This is a genomic window from Shewanella sp. Choline-02u-19, from assembly GCF_002836205.1.
Lineage (GTDB): Bacteria > Pseudomonadota > Gammaproteobacteria > Enterobacterales > Shewanellaceae > Shewanella.
The window spans coordinates 579,758-600,175 of sequence record NZ_PJBE01000013.1 but is presented as its reverse complement, the minus strand read 5'-3'; the positions used below and the strand labels follow the sequence as shown (position 1 = coordinate 600,175).

16 protein-coding genes are annotated in these 20,418 nt (G+C 37.6%); 1 reads left to right on the top strand and 15 read right to left on the bottom strand.

What is annotated here, in order from left to right:
* Positions 1–14: 14 nt before the first annotated feature.
* Positions 15–1,532, top strand: coding sequence for an MBL fold metallo-hydrolase RNA specificity domain-containing protein (locus tag CXF83_RS09315; RefSeq protein WP_101089326.1), 1,518 nt, complete (start codon positions 15–17; stop codon positions 1,530–1,532).
* A gap of 406 nt (positions 1,533–1,938) precedes the next feature.
* On the opposite strand, the gene CXF83_RS09310 is transcribed toward CXF83_RS09315, so the two are convergent.
* From CXF83_RS09310 to scpA, 15 genes are all read right to left on the bottom strand, one after another.
* Positions 1,939–3,888, bottom strand: a complete 1,950-nt coding sequence (locus tag CXF83_RS09310; RefSeq protein ID WP_101089327.1) for a nucleoside-diphosphate sugar epimerase/dehydratase — start codon at positions 3,886–3,888, stop codon at positions 1,939–1,941.
* A 408-nt stretch (positions 3,889–4,296) separates the two neighbouring features.
* Positions 4,297–5,175, bottom strand: coding sequence for a UTP--glucose-1-phosphate uridylyltransferase GalU (gene galU / locus CXF83_RS09305; RefSeq protein ID WP_101089328.1), 879 nt, complete (start codon positions 5,173–5,175; stop codon positions 4,297–4,299).
* Positions 5,176–5,400: 225 nt separating this feature from the next.
* Positions 5,401–6,405, bottom strand: coding sequence for an NAD-dependent epimerase (locus CXF83_RS09300; protein ID WP_101089329.1), 1,005 nt, complete (start codon positions 6,403–6,405; stop codon positions 5,401–5,403).
* A 17-nt stretch (positions 6,406–6,422) separates the two neighbouring features.
* Positions 6,423–7,589, bottom strand: coding sequence for a nucleotide sugar dehydrogenase (locus CXF83_RS09295; RefSeq protein WP_101089330.1), 1,167 nt, complete (start codon positions 7,587–7,589; stop codon positions 6,423–6,425).
* A 36-nt stretch (positions 7,590–7,625) separates the two neighbouring features.
* Positions 7,626–8,192: a sugar transferase gene (locus CXF83_RS09290; RefSeq protein ID WP_101089331.1), complete on the bottom strand. Its 567-nt coding sequence runs from the start codon at positions 8,190–8,192 to the stop codon at positions 7,626–7,628.
* Positions 8,193–8,195: 3 nt separating this feature from the next.
* The gene (locus CXF83_RS09285) at positions 8,196–9,161 is read right to left on the bottom strand and encodes a UDP-glucose 4-epimerase family protein (protein ID WP_101089332.1); all 966 of its coding nucleotides are present in this window, start codon (positions 9,159–9,161) and stop codon (positions 8,196–8,198) included.
* 1 nt (position 9,162) lies between these two features.
* Entirely contained in the window at positions 9,163–9,987 is an 825-nt protein-coding gene (locus CXF83_RS09280; RefSeq protein ID WP_101089333.1) for a glycosyltransferase, read from the bottom strand.
* Positions 9,987–11,102 carry a glycosyltransferase gene (locus CXF83_RS09275; RefSeq protein ID WP_101097998.1) on the bottom strand — a complete coding sequence of 372 codons (1,116 nt, stop codon included), beginning with the start codon at positions 11,100–11,102 and terminating at the stop codon, positions 9,987–9,989. Before CXF83_RS09275 ends, CXF83_RS09280 begins: the two co-directional genes overlap by 1 nt.
* Before the next feature lie 8 nt (positions 11,103–11,110).
* On the bottom strand, positions 11,111–12,205 hold the full coding sequence (locus tag CXF83_RS09270) for an EpsG family protein (protein WP_101089184.1): 1,095 nt from the start codon (positions 12,203–12,205) through the stop codon (positions 11,111–11,113).
* 35 nt (positions 12,206–12,240) lie between these two features.
* Positions 12,241–13,689, bottom strand: a complete 1,449-nt coding sequence (locus CXF83_RS09265; RefSeq protein WP_157822863.1) for an asparagine synthase-related protein — start codon at positions 13,687–13,689, stop codon at positions 12,241–12,243.
* Positions 13,690–13,709: 20 nt separating this feature from the next.
* Positions 13,710–14,780 carry a glycosyltransferase gene (locus CXF83_RS09260; RefSeq protein ID WP_101089186.1) on the bottom strand — a complete coding sequence of 357 codons (1,071 nt, stop codon included), beginning with the start codon at positions 14,778–14,780 and terminating at the stop codon, positions 13,710–13,712.
* Between the two features lie 233 nt (positions 14,781–15,013).
* Positions 15,014–16,123: a DegT/DnrJ/EryC1/StrS family aminotransferase gene (locus tag CXF83_RS09255; protein ID WP_101089187.1), complete on the bottom strand. Its 1,110-nt coding sequence runs from the start codon at positions 16,121–16,123 to the stop codon at positions 15,014–15,016.
* 103 nt (positions 16,124–16,226) lie between these two features.
* A complete protein-coding gene (locus CXF83_RS09250) occupies positions 16,227–17,219 on the bottom strand; it encodes a 3-oxoacyl-ACP synthase III family protein (RefSeq protein WP_101089188.1) in 993 nt (330 codons plus the stop codon).
* Positions 17,216–18,199: a methylmalonyl Co-A mutase-associated GTPase MeaB gene (gene meaB, locus CXF83_RS09245; RefSeq protein WP_101089189.1), complete on the bottom strand. Its 984-nt coding sequence runs from the start codon at positions 18,197–18,199 to the stop codon at positions 17,216–17,218. The genes CXF83_RS09250 and meaB overlap by 4 nt, the downstream gene beginning before the upstream one ends.
* Positions 18,200–20,359, bottom strand: coding sequence for a methylmalonyl-CoA mutase (gene scpA, locus CXF83_RS09240; RefSeq protein ID WP_101089190.1), 2,160 nt, complete (start codon positions 20,357–20,359; stop codon positions 18,200–18,202).
* Positions 20,360–20,418: the final 59 nt, after the last annotated feature.

Here is a 20,418-nt window from a genome sequence, read left to right as displayed (position 1 = left end):
TACGGAGATAAAAAATGCAAATAATCCATCACGGTGCAGTCAACGGAGTCACTGGCTCTTGCCATCAACTTGATATCAACACTCAGTCGAGCATTCTGATTGACTGTGGATTATTTCAGGGCGCTGAAACCGCAGGCAAAAGCGCTATTGAACAACTGCCGATAGAGTTCGAACTCAGCAATATCCAAGCGCTAATTGTGACTCACTGCCATATCGACCATGTTGGCAGAATACCTTACCTGCTTGCAGCAGGCTTTAACAAACCTATCTACGCCACCGTGGCCACAGCAGCGCTACTGCCAATGGTTATTGAAGACGCACTCAAAATTGGTGTGACCCAAAACCACCGTATGATAAAGCTCTACTTAAAAAAACTGCAACAACTCATCACACCGATTGAATATAATCAATGGTTTGCCTTAGAGCTTAACTCCCCTCTCAGCACCAACGCAGTGAATCACGCGAAGCCAGACCATCAAGCCAATACCTATAACCAAGCCAAAGCAAAGTTTAAACCTGCGGGTCATATTCTTGGCTCCGCCTATGTAGAGATAGAGCTATCCAATAGTGCTGCCTCTAAAAATAAGCACACAAATAAGAACAAAGACAAGAGCCAAAACAACAGCCAGAACAAAGCTAAGCACAGAGTGGTATTTTCCGGCGATTTAGGGGCGACTAATACTCCGTTGCTTGCAAGTCCCAAAAGCCCTTATAGAGCGGACACTTTAGTTATAGAGTCCACATACGGCGATAAGAACCATCAAGGACGTAAACAGCGGAGCGAGAGTTTAAGAAAGGTAATAGAAAAGTCTGTTGCAGATAATGGCGTGGTACTTATCCCAGCCTTTAGTATTGGCCGAACACAAGAGTTACTTTATGAACTAGAGCAGCTGATCCATCAATATCAGCATAAGAATGAGATGTGGCAACATATTGAAGTGATTATTGATTCGCCAATGGCCGCAAAGTTTACCGAGCACTACCTACAGTTTAAAGCGCTGTGGGACAACGAAGCTAAACGTAAGCTCACTCAACACCGGCACCCGTTAGACTTCGAGCAGCTTTATACCGTCGGCAGCCATCAAGAGCACCTAACAACAATAGATTACCTTTGTAAACGCAATAAACCGGCGATAGTCATTGCCGCAAGTGGTATGTGTACTGGTGGAAGAATTCAAAACTATTTAGCGAGACTGCTAAGTAATCCTACGACCGATATCATATTTGTAGGTTATCAAGCACAAGGAACAACAGGACGAGAGATCCAAACCTACGGACCTCGCGGAGGTTACTGCACCATAGATGGCAAGAAAATCGCCATTAAAGCCGGAATCCATACCGTCAGTGGCTATTCAGCCCACGCAGACCAACACAACCTAATTAACTTTGTAAAAGGCATGCGCGTTAAACCAACACTCATCCGCATAGTCCACGGCGATAACGAAGCTAAAGCAGCACTCGCCGAGGAATATAAAAAACTACTCCCCAATGCGAAAATCGAAATAGGTGCGAGCGGAGAAGGAACAAGTTGAGAAGGAACAAGTTGAGAAGGTGATAATCGGTTAAGAGCCGATTTAAAGCCGGATAATGCTGAGACGATAGAAGCTGAGACGATACAGGCTGAGATCTACAAACCAAAACGAAGCAAACCAAGACGGTTCGAGCTAAGACGGAGTAAGCCGAGACGATGCAAACCAAGAATACACACAACGTTCAACCTTACAGTCTTTTCTTTTCCGAGCTTTTATCTAAGATTTTAACCGTCTTGGCTCTACCGGATCTGAATCGGTCTTAAACCTGCTTTTAATCATCTCAGCTTTTATCGGCTCTAAACCGGCTCTAAACCAGCCCCTAACCTGCTTCTAACCAATTTTTACCCCTTTAAAAACAAAAAAGGCCAACTCTAAGAATTGGCCTTTAAATAAACTTGAGGACGAATTAAGAAACTAACGGGATAACTTTTGCAGTTTCTTTTATAGAATCCGTCTCTCTTTCTGACACACCTTGTTGCCATACCAAATCGCAGATACCGTCAGTTGGATTAAAGCCTGTCGGCGTAGTAAGCAAAATATCGCGAATCACTTCGTGTTGGAATGCATGACAAGCTTTATCAAGTCTGTCCAATATTAGAGAATATTCACTCCAATCTAAAAATGACTCATTAGCCGTCATAATACGTTCGTGCTCGGTCCCGGTAACATCATCACCAATAAGTAACTCTTCGTAGAGCTTTTCACCTGGACGTAAACCGCTAAACTCAATCGCTATATCACCATCTGGATTAACCTCGTTTCTCACTTCAAATCCACTCAAGCGGATCATCTTCGAGGCTAAATCTACAATTTTTACTGATTTTCCCATGTCTAAAACAAAAACATCACCCCCTTTACCCATAGCACCCGCCTGAATAACAAGTTGCGATGCTTCTGGAATCGTCATGAAAAAACGAGTGATTTCAGGGTGAGTAACAGTAACAGGGCCACCATTAGCGATTTGATTTCTAAATAAAGGGACTACAGAACCTGATGAACCTAGAACGTTACCAAAGCGAACCATGCAAAAACGAGTGTGCTTATTTTCTTTAGCGAAAGCTTGCAATACCAATTCAGCCATACGTTTAGTGGTGCCCATGACATTAGTTGGGCGAACTGCTTTATCTGTAGAAATTAAAACAAATGTTTCGACCTTGGCAGCAATTGCAGCTCTTGCGGTATATAGAGTCCCGAACACATTATTTCGAACCCCTTCCACTACATTGTGCTCAACGAGAGGTACATGCTTGTAGGCAGCTGCGTGGTAGACCGTTTGAACGTTAAAAGACTCCATCACAGCTTGAATTCGATTCTCACGCTGGACCGATCCCATCAGAGGGAAAATAGGTACATCTAAATTAAGTTCTAAAGCAATCGTCCTTAATTCCCTCTCTATCGCATATAAAGCGAATTCTGAGAGTTCAAACAAAACCAATTTAGCAGGTGATTGCTTTATAATCTGGCGACAGAGTTCAGAGCCAATAGAACCTCCAGCTCCGGTTACCAGAACAACTTTGTTGGTAATATTGGCAGACAGAAGATCCTCACGAGGAGAGATCGAGTCCCTTCCAAGCAAATCCTCAATCTCAACTTCTTTAATATCACTGTATAGCTTTTTGCCGTTCACCAAATCAGCCATCGCGGGGATAGTGAGCACTTGAACAGCCAAAGATTCGAGTGTTAACAAAATATTCTGACGCTTACTCCTACTAGCACTTGGGATCGCTAATAGCACTTTAGTGGCTGACTTTTGCTTTATCAGTTTGCGAATAATTGAAGGTGAATGAACATGCACCCCTTGAATAACCGTTCCATGCAAACTTTCATCATCATCGACAAACGCAAAAGGATGATATTCATGGCTCTGCACTAAGGAGCTTAATAGTTGACGCCCACTAACACCCGCGCCGTATATAATCACAGGTTCGCCGACACGCTTGATCCCTGTGCCGACCAACGAGCGAACCATTGCTCGTGAACCACCAATAAAGACCAGCGCGAAAGCCGCGTAAATGAGGGGGAAAGTCCGAGGTATATTGGCTTCAGTATAAAATGCAACCAACACCAGCGTTATCGTCGATACAATAACACCAGAAGCTATAGCGATCAGCGCTTGCAAGCCCATATAACGTAATACCGCACGATAGAGGCCAAACTTAGCAAACACAAATAGACTCACAGGCACAACAAATAATAAAACAAGCCAGTAACCACTATCCGACAAGACAGAAACATCATCTAAACGAACTAATAAGGCAGTCCAAAAAGCAAAGATTAAAAATAAAGAGTCAACCGTCAAGCTCACCATACGCTTTTGAGCACGAGGTAAAGTAAATATGCCTTGCAAAAAGTCCATTTTCCGCCCCAAGTTCATAAATTTCATATTATAAGAGATCTTAAAAAAGATTTATGCTGTTATATAGCATAGACAATGCAGGCGATTTTAACATAATCGTTGTTATACATATACTCATTTAGCAGTACCCGACTAGAGTTCACCTCGGGTCATACCCTTTAACGTATGGTGTTTTTGATTCATATAGTGAAATTTACTAAGCATAATATCTTAAATAGACAATTCTTCTCTAGTATGAATATAAAGAACAGGAATTATCGAAGGTAAATTAACCACATTATAACGGCCAAGATAGAGCTGATGGGGGAATATTTTGACCAGGAGCATACACTGCCCACTTTAGTCATTACTTAAAGGCATAAAAAAACCAACTCATGCTAAGTTGGTTTTTAGTTTTAGAAAAGCTAACTAGAGTAATCCACTCACAAGTTTTTTAAATTCATTACCGAGTTTTTTATCACGAAGTCCATACGCAACAAATGCCTTCATATAACCTAGTTTGTCACCGCAATCATGTGATTCGCCGGTCATATGGAATGCTTCAACGGTATCTTGTTCAATGAGCATATCAATAGCATCAGTTAGCTGTATTTCACCACCCGCACCCGCTGGTGTTTTGGCTAATAAAGCCCATATTTTCTCTGATAATACATACCGTCCCACGACAGCGAGGTTGGACGGTGCGACATCGACAGCAGGCTTTTCAACCATTGCAGTAATTTCAGCCACCTCACCAGGAGCAAGATCAACTCCAGCACAATCTGCAATACCGTATTTATTCACTTCATTCTTTGGGACTGGAGCAACCATAATTTGAGTAGCAGAACTCTCTTTATAACGCGCTATCATCGCAGTTAAATTATCAGTCTTTTGATCAGCTGTATACTCATCTAGAATAACATCAGGCAATACCACTGCAAACGGATGCTCACCGATGCAAGGTTTAGCACATAATACCGCGTGACCTAACCCTTTAGCCTCACCTTGACGCACATGCATAATGGTCACGCCTTTAGGGCAAATAGACTGCACCTCTTCAAGCAACTGACGCTTAACACGCTTTTCTAACGTCGACTCAAGTTCGTAAGATGTATCAAAATGGTTTTCAATCGCATTTTTACTCGCATGCGTAACCAAAATAATCTCAGTAACCCCTGCCGAAATACACTCATTCACAATGTATTGAATCAGCGGCTTGTCAACGATCGGTAGCATCTCTTTAGGAATAGCTTTTGTCGCAGGCAACATGCGTGTACCCAAACCCGCAACCGGAATAACAACTTTCATAAATGATCCAAAAACATGTAATTATATTAAGTAAGTTTTGACTGTTAGCTATCAATGAAGGCAGTTTGAATAAAGACCCAAACGGTAGGAAATAAACTAAAAGCAAAACAAAGGAAAAAGCTTGATGAGTCAGTTGATCTCGTCTAAAAACATTCTTGAGACTAAAAGACCAACTGAGATTGCAATTAAATTAACAGCTTAAACTTCAATTTCAAATAAAAATTTCTATTTATTATAAAACTCGCGGTACCATTTTACGAATTCTGCAACACCTTCTGTTACGCCTACTTTAGGTTTATATCCCGTAGCTTCAAATAAGTCAGCAACGTCAGCATAAGTTTGGTACACATCACCAGCCTGCATCTCTCTAAAGTTCTTCTTAGCTTTAATGCCCAATTCATCTTCAATGGCCTTTACAAAGCCCATTAAGTTAATAGGTGAACCATGGCCTATGTTATAGATAGAGTATGGAGCTGAACTTGTCGCAGGAGAACCTTTCTCCACAGTCCAAGTATTATCTCTACTTGGTATAACATCAGCAATACGAACGACACCCTCAACGATGTCATCTACATGGGTAAAGTCACGCCACATATCTCCATTGTTATTAATGTCTATTGTCTCACCATCCAAAATCTTTTTAGTAAAGATAAACGGCGCCATATCGGGACGTCCCCAACTACCGTATACGGTAAAGAAACGTAAACCGGTTGTAGGTGTATCATACAAATGCGAATAGCTATGGGCCATCAACTCATTGGACTTTTTGGTTGCAGCATAAAGCGAAACAGGATGATCGACGCTGTCAGAAGTTGCAAATGGGGTTTTAGCATTTAAGCCATATACAGAGCTTGAGGATGCATACACTAGATGTTTCACTTCAGTGTGACGACAACCTTCTAAAATGTTCAAATGCCCAACAAGATTGGAATCAGCATAGGCTAGTGGGTTTTCAATCGAATACCTAACACCTGCCTGTGCCGCTAAATGAATAACGCGATCAAACAGCTCATTTTCAAATAACTGTTTAACCGCTACTCTGTCTGCAATATCCAGTTTAATTAATCGAAAATTATCATGTTCGATTCGTTTTAAACGTGCATATTTTAAATTAACATCATAGTAATCATTGATATTGTCAATACCAATAACTTCATGACCAGCGGAAGCTAATTTTTCTGCTACAGCACTACCAATAAAACCTGCTGCGCCTGTGACCAAATATTTCATATCATTATCTCAAAAAATTAATCTGAACCAAAAAGGTCACGAGTATATACTTTAGTTGCCACGTCACTAATCTCATCTACCATGCGATTTGATACAATGACATCGCATGATGATTTAAACTCATCTAAACTCTTAATAACCTTTGAATGGAAAAATTCATCTTCTTCAAGTACAGGCTCATAAACCACGACCTCAATCCCCTTCGCCTTAAGTCGCTTCATAATCCCCTGAATACTAGAAGCTCTAAAATTGTCAGAACCTGATTTCATGATCAAGCGATAAATACCAACGCGCTTAGGGTTACGTTTCAAAATACTATTAGCAATAAAATCTTTACGAGTGGTGTTGGCGTCAACAATCGCACCAATTATACTGTTAGGTACATCTGCATAATTGGCACGTAGTTGCTTAGTATCTTTAGGTAAACAATAACCACCATACCCAAAAGAAGGGTTATTGTAATGCGAACCGATCCGAGGGTCTAAACCTACACCTTCAATTATTTGTCGGGAATCTAAGCCATGACTTTCAGCATAGGTATCTAACTCATTAAAATAAGCTACTCGCAGAGCAAGATAAGTATTTGAAAACAACTTTACAGCTTCCGCTTCAGTCGAGTCGGTAAACAAAACTTCAATATTTTCTTTTAATGCACCTTCAACTAATAGGTTAGCAAATACCTCAGCACGCTCAGAACGCTCACCGACTATAATTCGCGACGGATGCAGATTATCATACAACGCTCGGCCTTCTCGTAAAAACTCAGGTGAGAACATAATATTGTCACAGCCGAATTTTTCTTTCACCTGCTTAGTATAACCTACTGGTACCGTCGACTTAATGACCATTACCGCATTAGGGTTAATCGAGATAACATCTTTTATTACTGCTTCAACTGAAGAGGTATTAAAGTAGTTAGTTTCTACATCGTAATCCGTTGGGGTGGCAATGATCACGTACTGTGCATCGGTATAAGCCAACTTTTTATCAAGCGTAGCGGTAAAGTTAAGCGTTTTATTTGCCAAAAAATCTTCGATTTCCGTATCCGCGATAGGTGATCTTTGCTTATTTAACATATCTACTTTTTCAGGAATAATATCGACCGCAATCACTTCATGTTTCTGAGATAGCAACATTGCGTTTGATAATCCAACATAGCCAGTTCCGGCAACTGCAACTTTCATTATTTTTAATTCCAACTATTTAAATATTCTAAAACATTATTTAGGTTCAACCGCATCACCACTGCCACTGCCAGTAGCCGTCATGATGATATATTTGAAGTAATCTTTAATGGTCAGAGTATCAATCATCTTCTTGTCGGTTTTTGCCAGCAGCTGAGGGGTAGACATATCTATGTTTTGTACTTGTGCTAAACCCGTCACTCCTGGCAACACATTATAAACACCAAGTGCATCACGCTCTTCAATTAACTCTTCTTGGTTAAACAGGTTTGGTCGCGGGCCAACTAAACTCATTTCCCCCTTTACCACGTTAATAAGCTGCAGCAGTTCATCAATTTTAGTTTTGCGGAGAAAATTTCCAAACTTGGTAATAGATGCATTATTTGCAAGGTGGCTGGCTACTGACTTAGTATCAACCGACATAGTGCGGAATTTAATAAGTTTAAAAGGACGCTTATTTCTACCAACTCGCTCTTGTATAAAGATAGGAGAACGGGTGTCAAAATAACCAATAACGAAAACAATAAGTAAAATTGGAAATGTAGCGAGCAGCCCCAGAAAAGCGATGACGAAATCGAGGATACGGATTAAAATATTTTTCATGAATTAATGACTTCTCTTATTTAAATTATGGCTTTCAATAAAAGCATTGGCTGTTTTTTTCATGCTTTCAGTACAATTATAGGGTGGCTCCCAGTTTAACATCTCTTTAGTTTTGGATATATCAACTTGTAATGAACCGCATAAACGTTGCGATATAGCTGGTTTACCAATCAATTTACTCACCAAACCGAACCATGAGATAGGAATAGGTATTAAACGCTTCGGTGCATTTAATGCTTTTGCCATGTTTTCTAATAAACCTGTAGTTGAGATATCTTCATCATCTGAAACTAGAAAAGTTTGATTCCCTGCATTTGGATGATCTACACAAGTAACAATCAGATCAACAAGGTTGTATACTGATACCAAGCTACGCTTATTCTGTTTAATGCCACCCAATGGTAAAGGTAGCCCAATATTTACCCATTTCATCATAAAAGCAAAATTAGCTTTAACCCCTGGGCCATAAACTAATGGAGGACGAATAATCACAACTTCCATTTCTGTTTCTTTTGCTATCCTACGCAAACCAACTTCAGCTTCCTGTTTACTTAATCCATAAGGATCTGTAGGAATAAAGCTATCATCAGGTTTAAAAGGCTTACCTAATTCTGTAGATTCGCCATTAACTTTAATTGAGCTAATAAAAATAAAACGTTTCACACCTGCAGCAGCAGCTTGCCGTGCAAAATTGAGTGTGCCGTAGGTGTTTACTTCTCTAAACTCTTCTAAAGGGTTAGTAGAGTTGTCATTCATAACATGTACACGGGCAGCACAGTGTATAATCTGAGAAACTAACTTCATGGAGGTAGGGTAAATTGTTCGGTCGTTAATATTTAATTTTACAAAGTTATTATTAGCCACACAAGAAGGCTTTTTTCTTCCCCAAACGACAACATCATTAACCTTTAGTAATTCAGCTAATAGCTTTTTTCCTAAAAAACCTGTAGAACCTGTAACTGCAATCATTTTAACTCCTAGGATCCAACTTACTAGCAATAGCTACTAATTTCACCTGTAAAAACTGAGGTAGCATAGCTCTAATTAATGGATATAAAAGCCCCAAAAACGCTAGCAATCTAGGATCATATTTACAGACAGCTTTGAAGCCTATTCGAGCACGATTTATTCCAACCATTACAGTATTTTTTTTGTATGCATTATCTGGTATCCGATACTGGATTAATGTTTTGGGAATATTTGCAAATACAGCATTGTTATTAGCTGCTCGAATCCAGAGCTCATAATCATCCTGTCTGTGGGGGGCTGTTTCACTGTAGCTACCAATCTCTAGAATTTTTGCTTTTCTGAACATTACGGATGGGTGGATAATCGGGCAAGCCCAAATATTTTTCAAAATATCATCATGTGAAATAGGCACTTTTCTAAGCCCTAATATTTTACCAGACTCAGAAATATCTTCTGAAAAGGTTCCAACAATATCAACATTTTCATTCAAGGTCATGAATTTTACTTGTTCTTCAAATCGGTAGTAGGTCGATATGTCATCAGTATCCATACGAGCAACTAAATCATAGTTGCAAAAAGAAAGACCATAATTTAGCGCTTTCGATAAACCAACATTATGTTGTAATGGAAAAACTTTAATATTGAGTAATTCAGCCCAATCATTAATAACTTGATGCAATTCAAAACTAACTTCACCATCTAAAACCAAAACGACCTCATCAGCTCTTAACTTCTGCTCATACAGACTAGTTAAGCACAAATTTAGGTGATTTGATTTCTCGGCATGATATAAAGAAATTAAGACACTAAACGGTGTAACACTCATTAAATACCCATCGTTTTCATTAATAAAACATTGTAAATAGACTGATAATTATTTGACATTATTTCTGCACTTAAATGGTCATATATTATTTTCTTACTAGCGACACTCATCACTTCATAATCTTCAACTATTATTCCTTTAATTTTATCCACCAACTCATTTATATTATTTATTTCAAAAAAAAGTGATGATGATTTATTGAATTGAGCGATCTCTCTGTGTGGAGGAATATTTGACAATATACAAGGGACACCACAAGCCATGGCTTCAAGAACAGTATTGGGGAGTCCTTCCGCTAACGAAGCAGATATAAAATAGTCACTAGCACCTAGATACTCATCTACATTAGCCACTTTACCAACGAGTTCTATGTCTTGAAAATCTAAAATTTCTTTTTCACACTCAGCGTAAAGATGACCATCTCCTAAAAATAATAATTTACTATTTTCTAGATTTGCTTTTTTAAATGCTTTAATAATAAGTAAAGGGTCCTTTCGATTAGATAAATCTCCGACTGAAATAAAAACTCTTTTACCTACATTAATACCAAGCTTTTCTCTAAGTGATTCTTTATCCAAATTCAAAAATCGGTCTAAATCAGTACCATTCTGAAGATGGCATATGTCATATTTATGATTTTCCATCAACATATTAGAAGTAGATAAAGAAACAACTCTAGGCTCATCTACCTTTTTTAGAGAATTGAGATGAAATTTAGCCATTAAATTTCCTTTTATTTTCCCATAAGTCATAGGGTAGTCATAAAAAGGGTAGTTTCTAAGCGTAGCTACTTTGGGTATTTTTAGACTGCCAACCAAACTATCAGCCCGCAAACCTTGAGAATGCACCAAATCTATTTTATTTTCTCGTATAAATTTATTAAGACTTGATTTTGCAAAAAAAACCCCTGCTATTCTAGACAGATTTAATGTTTCAACTCTTACACCTAAACCATCAGTGAAGTGACTTTTAATGCTATCATTTTCAAGTTCTTCAGAAAGTGTCAAGACGATAGGTGTATATCTTGATTTATCTAGATACTTTATAATATAAGATAATTGATTAGTCGGCCCACACCTTTTCAGTGTGCTAACTAGATATAATATTTTTTTCATTTACTTCCTTAAAAAATTGACAATTCATATGGGTACCGCCCAGATTTTATAAATAAATTTAAGTATAAAGTTATAAATGCATAAAGAATTATCACTGTTGTTACCAGTATTTTTTGGCGAAATATGGTTACAAAATATGGTATAAGTATAACTTCTACCATTGCAAAAAAGGTAGAAATCCTTGCTGCTATAACGCCTAAGTCCCAAAATGCGAGTCTTATTCCAACGGCAAGTAAGTAAAACAAAACTAAAGTTGCAAAGTAAGGCACCTTTTTTTCTAATCGTTCCCAAAAAATGAGTATAAATATCAGTACAAAAGAATTTTTCACATTGGTTACATCAAAAAAAGACACTGCGTTTGCATAACTACCATTGGCGGTATAACTGTGGAGTTTACTGGCAAAAAAACCTCCTCCAGGGACTACAGAAAGAGCAATTTGCGATATACCAATAGCCCCCATTAAGAAAGATAAAATATAAGCAATTAAGACCCTTTTTCTTGTAACCTTTATGAAGCTTAATATATATGCAACAGCCACTGATAACGACGCGACATGGAAAACACTAGCAAAAAAAAGTGTAAGCCATATTTTCATATGCTCTTTTTTGTGAATTTGAGCAATTAAGAACAAACATATAGCGGCAGCTACAGCTGAACGAATTTGATTCATATCTCTATAAAGATAAGTATGAACAAAGAAAAGCAGAAAAGTTAAAAAAACGTACTTTGAATAGCGTTTATAGTTATATGCCGCAATACCAACAGAAAGTGATGAAATGACAAAAAACAAAACAATATAACTATCAGTAAAAACCCTTATAACACTATTTATAAGAACATAACCAGGCTCCATAAAGTGTTCACTGATATCATAAACATAACTTCCAAAAACCCATTGATATAGATCCGGCGTTCTTTCCAAAAAAAAGTTGTAATATGATATATCATCAGCTCCAACTCCATTTTTTCGTAAGCCAGCAAACAGAACCAATAACAAAGAACAATAAATGAAAAAGAATAACTTTTTTTCCTTCAAACCTTTTATGAAATGAGAAAAAGAAAGAATTGATAACATTATAAATATAAACACATATGGGAACACTGCGTCGTCCTATAATTACGGAAGGGTAGAAACACTCATTTAATAACACTTCGCCCAAACCGATAAACAGAGCTATAGCTTCTTCCTTTTAAGGAATTAATACAATCTACCCAACCTAAATCATTATTTTCTTTTTCAGCTTTAATGTTGTATTTATCCGCAAAAATCGATAGCGAAACCATCCAAGACACTCTTTCATCAAGCCTATCCGCACTCTCTGATTTAGACTTATACCAGTATGACTTTAAAGAGTTAATAGAATATGGGTTAAATAAGTTCAAACTTTCTAACACTCCTGAATTTAATGCTGTATTTACAATGTCGGAGCATTCGTTTCGTAACCAAATTCCATATTTATTATAAGCTGAGGGTATGTTGTCTAAAGCATTACCGACACCTGGATAAATCTTACCATCTCTTGCCCAGGGGATATTTAATAAATCACCTGGTAATATTTTCAATAATTCCACATACACATAGTCAGTTCTACACTTAGGGTCCAGAGACCACATATAATTAAAAACAGAAGGTTTAGTAAAAATTTGATACAGAGGGACACTATTATCTATAATACTCATACATGCACCAAGTTGCCTTCTCATGTAATGACATTGTCTTTCTATCTCAAAATGCTGCCAATCTTGTTGACGAGGAAAAAGCTTATGGTATTTTTGAAGTTCTATCTGAACCTCTACACCGAACTGTTTTCTCACTGATGAGGAGATAAGCCCAAATTTATCGAAGTCGTTACTCAATAAACCAGAAAGGTCCTTAACTTTAGTGCCTGAATACTCTGCTCTACCAACACTATCTCCGTAACTAGCTGCTATGATACCATCAATACCCTTAGTTTTTGCAACGCTATTCATTGCATGCAAATGTAAAGGTGAAAATTCTGCTCCCATATCTGCAGCTAAATGAATGTTTTCAATTAAACTTTCAGCTGAAAGGGGGAAATGTAATGATTCCCAAGAAAATTGTTTAGCGATTCTTCGTGCGTAAACAACATCCCTAGTAGATTCAACGCCCCAAGTTAAACAAACGACATCACCAGAAAACGCCCCAGACTCCTGGAGTTCTCGTAACAGACCAGCAACTACACGGCTATCCATCCCACCAGAAAGAAGAATTCCAACAGTATTTTTTCCATCAACAAAACTTAAAACCTCTTCTAACAGAAGATTTTTCAAATTGCAGGCTATTTGACTCTGACTTTTATCTAGTTTTCCATGAGATGGTAATTCACAAGGGATAAAATCTTGTTTTAAATAATCAAAACAATGCATCCAAGGCTCTTTTCTAATGCCATCAACCATTGTGTTATCGCCAACAATGTAGTTTTTCATCATAACGCTAAGAACTGACGATGGCTGGATGAAGTTTTCTTTATTCGGATGTAACAGATCAGTTATTTTGCTATAACGATTAACAATATCATTTGTTTGGTAATATTTATAAGCTTTACCCAATGGCTCTAATTTCATTCCAGTCCCCTCCACTCTAATTATGTCCATGTTTTCAAAAACTGATTGGCAACTATCACATGAGAGTGAACATCTTCAGCATATTGCCTTGATTTATAACCTATATCGGTTATTAAGTGTTTATTTGCAAGAATGCGCTCGAGCGTCTTAAAAATATCATCTACATTCGCGTCTATTGGTATCAAAGGTGAATCTTCCAAACCAAATTCATTTAAACATTCAGTCTCCCCTCCACCGACACAAACCTTACCTAACGCTAAGTTATAAACTGAATTCATTCCGTATGAAACCGAATAGGTTTGGTCAATTATCACGTTAGCACGCGCTGTCACCTTCAAATATTCAGCTAATGGTAAATTCCCCACAATGTGTATTTCAACATCATTGGGATATTTTCTCTTAAGTTTTTCCATCGCATCTTTAATTAAATGACTGCCCTTTTCTGCTGCTCTAGTTACACCATGACAAAAAACAACTTTCCCGTGACAGATATTATCCCTATACATCACTTTATTTATATTCATCGGGATTGGAATTGTCTTTTTTTGTTTTTGGTAATTGATATCCCTATACCCTTGAGCATACTCATACATTATTGGGATATAACCATCAATAACATCTAGTAGGTAATCATTGAAACTGCGCCCACTTGTAGAAAGGCTCCATTCAGATTTAACTCTTTTTATTACCTCTTGATAGTGCTGAGGGTACTTAAATCTTTCTTTTAAGAATTGAGCAATTGCAGTATTTTCTGTTGAGCCACCGGCTCCAAGTAAAAATGTTTTACTATTATTCTCGGTAATAAACTTCAGAAAGCTTTTATTTATGCCCAATTTTGTCGGTAATATAACAGGTGATACTAATTGTACTGCATCATAGCCTTCAAATTGTCGATATACCTTTGAAACATTATATAAACGTTCAATTTTCCCCCCGAGCCCTTTTTTAGCACTTCCCCAGTTAATATCGGAGGGTATCTGTTTCCAACCATCTCCGCCAGAGGCTGTAACTACATCTACGCCTATTTCTAATAAGCCTTCAGACAAGTTTTTGTGGAATCCACTGTATTCCCCTAGCAATAATACCTTCATTTTTTAGCGCTCTCTTTTTGCGAAACATATACTCTAAATCAGTACTAGGAGATTAATATAATTATCAAACAGGGCCAAACTAGGCCGACAACCCAAATATTTAAAAAATGCGTTCTGTGAAAGCTATTTTTTATCAACACAGAACATAGTTAGATGGCTCATACCTGTTTTCGAGGTGGCTAACCCGTTAGGTTTATTACCCCTCTCAAACACCTGATAAAAAATAGCTATGATCAATCATCTACCCTGTACTGATTTACAGCATCTATCACCGAACTGATATCTGACTCGCTCATTGTTGGGTCAACTGGTAAGGATAAAACTTGGCGATGAATTTTTTCTGTCAATGGTAAGTCAATATTATTCCATTGCTCATAAGCCAATTGCTTATGAGGAGGAATAGGGTAATGAATCAAAGACTGGACATCCTTCCCTTGTAAATATTTTTGTAATCCGTCTCTGTCACTGCATTGGACAACAAAAAGATGCCAAACGTGGGAATCAACGTCTCCAACCGTAGGCAGTTTTATTTTTGAATTCGTAATTTCATTTAAATAACGACTGGTAATATACTGCCTTTGCTTTGTTTCGGCTTGTAAATAGGGCAATTTAACGCTCAACATGGCGGCTTGTATTTCATCTAATCGACTATTAACTCCTTTGTAAATATTTTCATACTTAATTTTTGAACCATAATTGCCAAGCGCTTTTATAGTATCAGCTAACTCTTGATCATTTGTAGTAACGGCACCTGCGTCGCCTAAAGCGCCTAAATTTTTACCTGGATAAAAACTAAAAGCTGCTGCATGCCCCCAAGCACCACATTTTTTACCTTGGATCATTGCACCATGAGACTGAGCGCAATCCTCGAGAACTAAAAGGTTATTAGTTCTCGCAATTTCCATAATTTCATCCATAGGTGAAATCTGGCCATACAGATGTACAGGTAAAATCACCCTAGTCCTATTAGTAAGAGCCGCTAGAATATTTTTACTATTTAAGTTAAAAGTGTCTTCGTCGGGCTCAACTAAAATAGGTTTCAAACCATTTTCTGTTATAGCTAAGATGGAAGCTATGTATGTATTAGCTTGAACAATAACTTCATCACCAGTCTCCAATTTCCCAAGCTCCATCCAGGCTCTTAGCGTCAAAGTTAATGCATCTAACCCATTAGCTACCCCAACAGCATGTTTAACCTCACAATAGTCTGCAAAACCCAGCTCAAAGCATTTAAGTTCAGAACCTGAAATATACCAACCAGAATCTATAACCCGACTACAAGCATCTTTAAGCTCTTGTTGGTATTGTTGATTTATTTTTTTTAAATCTAAGAATTTAATCATATTGATATACTCTTTAGGAGTATCACCTTTATAAATAGAACTGAAATAGCTAAAACGAATAATAAATTTTTTTAAACAGGGGGTTAAGAATGTATACGATTAACTATGCCCACTTTATTATTGATGCTCCATATGCCCAACCAGAGCCTACGGCTGCAAACAATATAATATCTCCCTTTTTAATTCTCCCAGACCTATGCATTTCATCTAAAAGAATAGGTATAGTTCCACCACTAGTATTTGCATACTTGTCCATATTGGTCATTACCTTATCAAACGGCAAACCAATAATTTCAGCTGTTTTCTGTAAAATCCTTATTGATGGTTGATGAGGAATCATTAAATCAATATCATCAACTTTCAGACCTGTGTCTTCTAAAACCTGATTAATCGCTTTAGGCAATGCTTTAGTCGCAGTATCGAATACTGCCTGACCATTCATTTGGAAAAAATGTAAACCTTGTTCAACCGTTTCTTGAGTTGTGGGTATTTCAGAACCACCTGCTGGAACAGTAAAATTAAACTTTCCCGAACCATCTGTATATAGTCTAGTGGCGAGAAACCCTTCAGTCTCTTTTGTATTTGTTAGCACTGCAGCACCTGCTCCATCACCGAAGAAAACTGCATCACGCCTTGTCCAGTCAGTAATTTTTGAAAATGTGTCAGCACCAATTACTAGTACATTGTCATATACACCCGAGGATATGAAAGCAGAAGCAACGGACATCCCATATAGAAATCCGCTGCAAACAGCCGAAATATCAAAGGCTACAGCGTTAGACGCTGAAATTTTATCTTGAACAATTGCAGCAGTAGACGGCGCAGGTCTATCGGGTGTCGCTGTAGCAACTATAATTAAGTCAATATCATCTTTAGTTAAGCCTGCATTATCTATTGCGCTTAGCGCTGCTTTTGAAGCTAAGTCACTAGTGCATTCGTCCCCTTTAACTATTCTTCGTTCTTTAATGCCTAAATTTTTTTCTATCCAGTCTGGTGTTGTAGATACCATTTTAGACAGTTCTTCATTTGTTAAAATATATTCAGGAGTATAAGACCCTGTACCTAAGATCTTTACATTTCGAACGATTTGTTTCATTTTATTTTACCTAATTTATTATCAAACTTTTCCATTAAAAATTGCGCAGCATTTAAAGGTGTTATTTTACTATCAATAACTTGACGCTCAATTGACTCGCAATCTTCATTATTCAATACTTCTTTCACTTTAATGTCTATCATTTCATGAACAATAGACCACATCCAATTCTTATTTTGTTTTGCACGTTTCTGATTGATATAGCCTGAATTCTCACCAAAGATCCAATATTCACAAATTAAATCCCAAACAGCATCTATATTAATATTCTCAATTGCTGAGCATGTTTGAACTCTTGGTTTCCAAATAGCTTGGGAATTTAAAATAGAAAGTGCGTTTTCGTATTGTAATTTTGATAGGTTAGCGGAAGTTTCATTAGTGCCATCACACTTATTTACTACAACAGAGTCAGCTAATTCAATAATCCCTTTCTTAATACCCTGAAGTTCATCCCCGGAATTAGGCAACCCCAAAACAAGAAAAAAATCAACCATATTAGCTAATTGAAACTCTGATTGTCCAACTCCTACAGACTCAACTAAAACAACATCATATCCTGCAACTTCACAGGCTAATATAGTTTCTTGTGTTTTGCTGGCAGCCCCGCCAAAAAATCCTAATGAGGGGCTTGTCCTGATAAATGCATTCACCTCTTTTGAAAGTGAGTTCATCCGAGATTTATCTCCGAGTATACTCCCTCCATTAATAGGTGAACTAGGGTCTATTGTTATAACTGCAACTTTTTTATTCAAGCCAATTAAGTACATACCTAAAGCTTCGATAAAGGTAGATTTTCCAACGCCAGGTATTCCTGTAATACCAACCCTTATACTGCTACCAGAATATGCAAAAATATTCTCAAGAATTTTTTGAGATAATAGTTTATCTTCAGGAAGAGTGCTTTCGATAAGAGTTATAAGTTTAGATAACACGCGCCTATTCCCAGATCTTAACTGTTGAACATCAAATATAGATTCCAACTATTCATACCTAATATTTGTTGTTTCATTAATACAATCAATTACAGCTCTTGCAGCCAAAGGAATTTTTGTCCCTGGGCCAAATATGCCTTTGACGCCTATATCTTCCAAAAACTTATAATCTTGTTTGGGGATAACACCGCCAACAACGATAATAATATCCGTTGCCTCTAATTTTTTTAATGCCTCGAACAATTCAGGTACAAGCGTCATATGGCCTGCGGCTTGTGATGAAACCCCAATAATATGAACATCGTTTTCAATAGCTTGGTTTGCAACCTCGTCTGGAGTAGAGAATAGAGGTGACAAGTCTATATCAAATCCAACATCAGCAAATGCAGAAGCTATAACTTTTGCACCTCTATCGTGACCATCCTGGCCCATCTTGGCGACAAGCATTCGTGGCCTTCTGCCATGTTTCTCTTTAAACTTATCAATATCAGCACTTATATCCAACCAGTTTTCATCATTTTGAAAAGCAGCTCCGTAAATAGCGCTGTTAATCTTAATCTCCGGTTGATAACGCCCCCAGACCTTTTCTATTGCAGAAGATATTTCACCAACAGTACAGCGACATCGTGCAGCTTCAATAGACAATGCTAATAAATTTCCTTCACCTGTTTGTGCGCATTGCGAAATATTATCTAAGGATTTTAATGCCTCTTGCTCATTTCTTTTATTTCTTAATTCTTTTAAGCCTTCAATTTGCATATTTCTTACTTGGTGATTATCTATTTCCAGCGCATTCACTTCAGTAGGAATATCGGAAATATGCTTATTAACACCAACGATAACATCTTCAACTTTATCAATCTTAGCCTGTTTTTTTGCTGCAGCTTGTTCTATTCTAAGTTTAGGCATACCGGTTTCAATTGCCTTTGCCATTCCCCCTAAACCTTCAACCTCTTGAATTATTCCCCAAGCTTTATCTGCCAATTCTTGAGTTAGAGTTTCCATAAAGTAAGAGCCCCCCCAAGGGTCAATTACATTTGTTATGCCAGTTTCTTCTTGTAAAATAATTTGTGTATCTCTAGCAATTTTTGCCGTAAATTCAGTTGGTAACCCGATAGCCTCATCAAGCGCATTAGTATGCAATGATTGAGTACCACCAAAAACAGCAGCCATGGCTTCTATAGTAGTTCTAGTCACATTATTATAAGGAGACTGCTCAGTCAGTGACCATCCAGAAGTTTGGCAATGTGTTCTCAACATACTTGATTTAGGGTTTTTAGGACTGAATTCATCTACTATTTTACACCAGAGCAAACGTGCAGCTCTCAACTTTGCAATTTCCATATAGAAATTCATTCCGATTCCAAAAAAGAATGATAACCTTGGAGCGAAAGAGTCGATATCTAGTCCTGAAGACAAAGCGGTTCTAATATAATCTTTACCATCAGCTAAAGTAAAAGCTAACTCTAATGCACCATCAGCCCCTGCTTCTTGCATATGATAACCAGAAATAGAAATAGTATTAAATTTTGGCATATTAACTGTGCAATACTCAATAATATCACCTACAATTTTCATTGACTGTTTAGGTGGGTAAATATAAGTATTACGAACCATGAACTCTTTCAAAATATCGTTCTGAATAGTCCCCGATAAATGTTCTTTAGAAACCCCTTGCTCTTCTGCTGCAACTATAAAGTTTGCTAATATTGGTAAGACCGCTCCGTTCATTGTCATTGAGGTAGAAACTTTATCTAATTCAATCCCATCGAAAAGAGTTTTCATATCCTCTACATGATCGATTGCAACCCCTGCTTTACCAACATCGCCCTTAACTCGTTCATGGTCAGAGTCATACCCTCGATGCGTAGCTAAATCGAAAGCAACTGAAATGCCTTGTTGACCTTCTGCTAGATTCTTCTTATAAAATTTATTTGATTCTTCAGCTGATGAAAAACCTGCGTACTGCCGAATTGTCCAAGGTCTTCCTGTATACATGCTAGGCTGCGTTCCACGTACATAAGGAGGATAACCAGGCAAAGTGTTTGAATATTTCAAATCGCTTGTATCAGCTTTAGTATAAAGAGCCTTAATATCAATTTCTTCTGGTGTTCTCCAGATAAACTCTTTGTAGGGGCTTGTTTTTGATTTAGACTTAATTAACTCCTGCCAATCAGCAAGTGTTGTATTTGTTCTTTTCGACATCATATGACTCTGAAAGTTATTTGGAATATATTTCTAACATAAAGGGAACACTGTTTTTTCTT

Coding starts and splice junctions, on each gene's coding strand:
- CXF83_RS09250 (WP_101089188.1), bottom strand. CDS start 17,219: ATGAAACAAATCGTTCGAAATGTAAAGATCTTAGGTACAGGGTCTTAT.
- CXF83_RS09280 (WP_101089333.1), bottom strand. CDS start 9,987: ATGAGTGTTACACCGTTTAGTGTCTTAATTTCTTTATATCATGCCGAG.
- CXF83_RS09315 (WP_101089326.1), top strand. CDS start 15: ATGCAAATAATCCATCACGGTGCAGTCAACGGAGTCACTGGCTCTTGC.
- CXF83_RS09290 (WP_101089331.1), bottom strand. CDS start 8,192: ATGAAAAATATTTTAATCCGTATCCTCGATTTCGTCATCGCTTTTCTG.
- CXF83_RS09260 (WP_101089186.1), bottom strand. CDS start 14,780: ATGAAGGTATTATTGCTAGGGGAATACAGTGGATTCCACAAAAACTTG.
- scpA (WP_101089190.1), bottom strand. CDS start 20,359: ATGATGTCGAAAAGAACAAATACAACACTTGCTGATTGGCAGGAGTTA.
- CXF83_RS09310 (WP_101089327.1), bottom strand. CDS start 3,888: ATGGACTTTTTGCAAGGCATATTTACTTTACCTCGTGCTCAAAAGCGT.
- CXF83_RS09255 (WP_101089187.1), bottom strand. CDS start 16,123: ATGATTAAATTCTTAGATTTAAAAAAAATAAATCAACAATACCAACAA.
- CXF83_RS09265 (WP_157822863.1), bottom strand. CDS start 13,689: ATGAAATTAGAGCCATTGGGTAAAGCTTATAAATATTACCAAACAAAT.
- CXF83_RS09285 (WP_101089332.1), bottom strand. CDS start 9,161: ATGATTGCAGTTACAGGTTCTACAGGTTTTTTAGGAAAAAAGCTATTA.
- CXF83_RS09275 (WP_101097998.1), bottom strand. CDS start 11,102: ATGAAAAAAATATTATATCTAGTTAGCACACTGAAAAGGTGTGGGCCG.
- galU (WP_101089328.1), bottom strand. CDS start 5,175: ATGAAAGTTGTTATTCCGGTTGCGGGTTTGGGTACACGCATGTTGCCT.
- CXF83_RS09300 (WP_101089329.1), bottom strand. CDS start 6,405: ATGAAATATTTGGTCACAGGCGCAGCAGGTTTTATTGGTAGTGCTGTA.
- CXF83_RS09295 (WP_101089330.1), bottom strand. CDS start 7,589: ATGAAAGTTGCAGTTGCCGGAACTGGCTATGTTGGATTATCAAACGCA.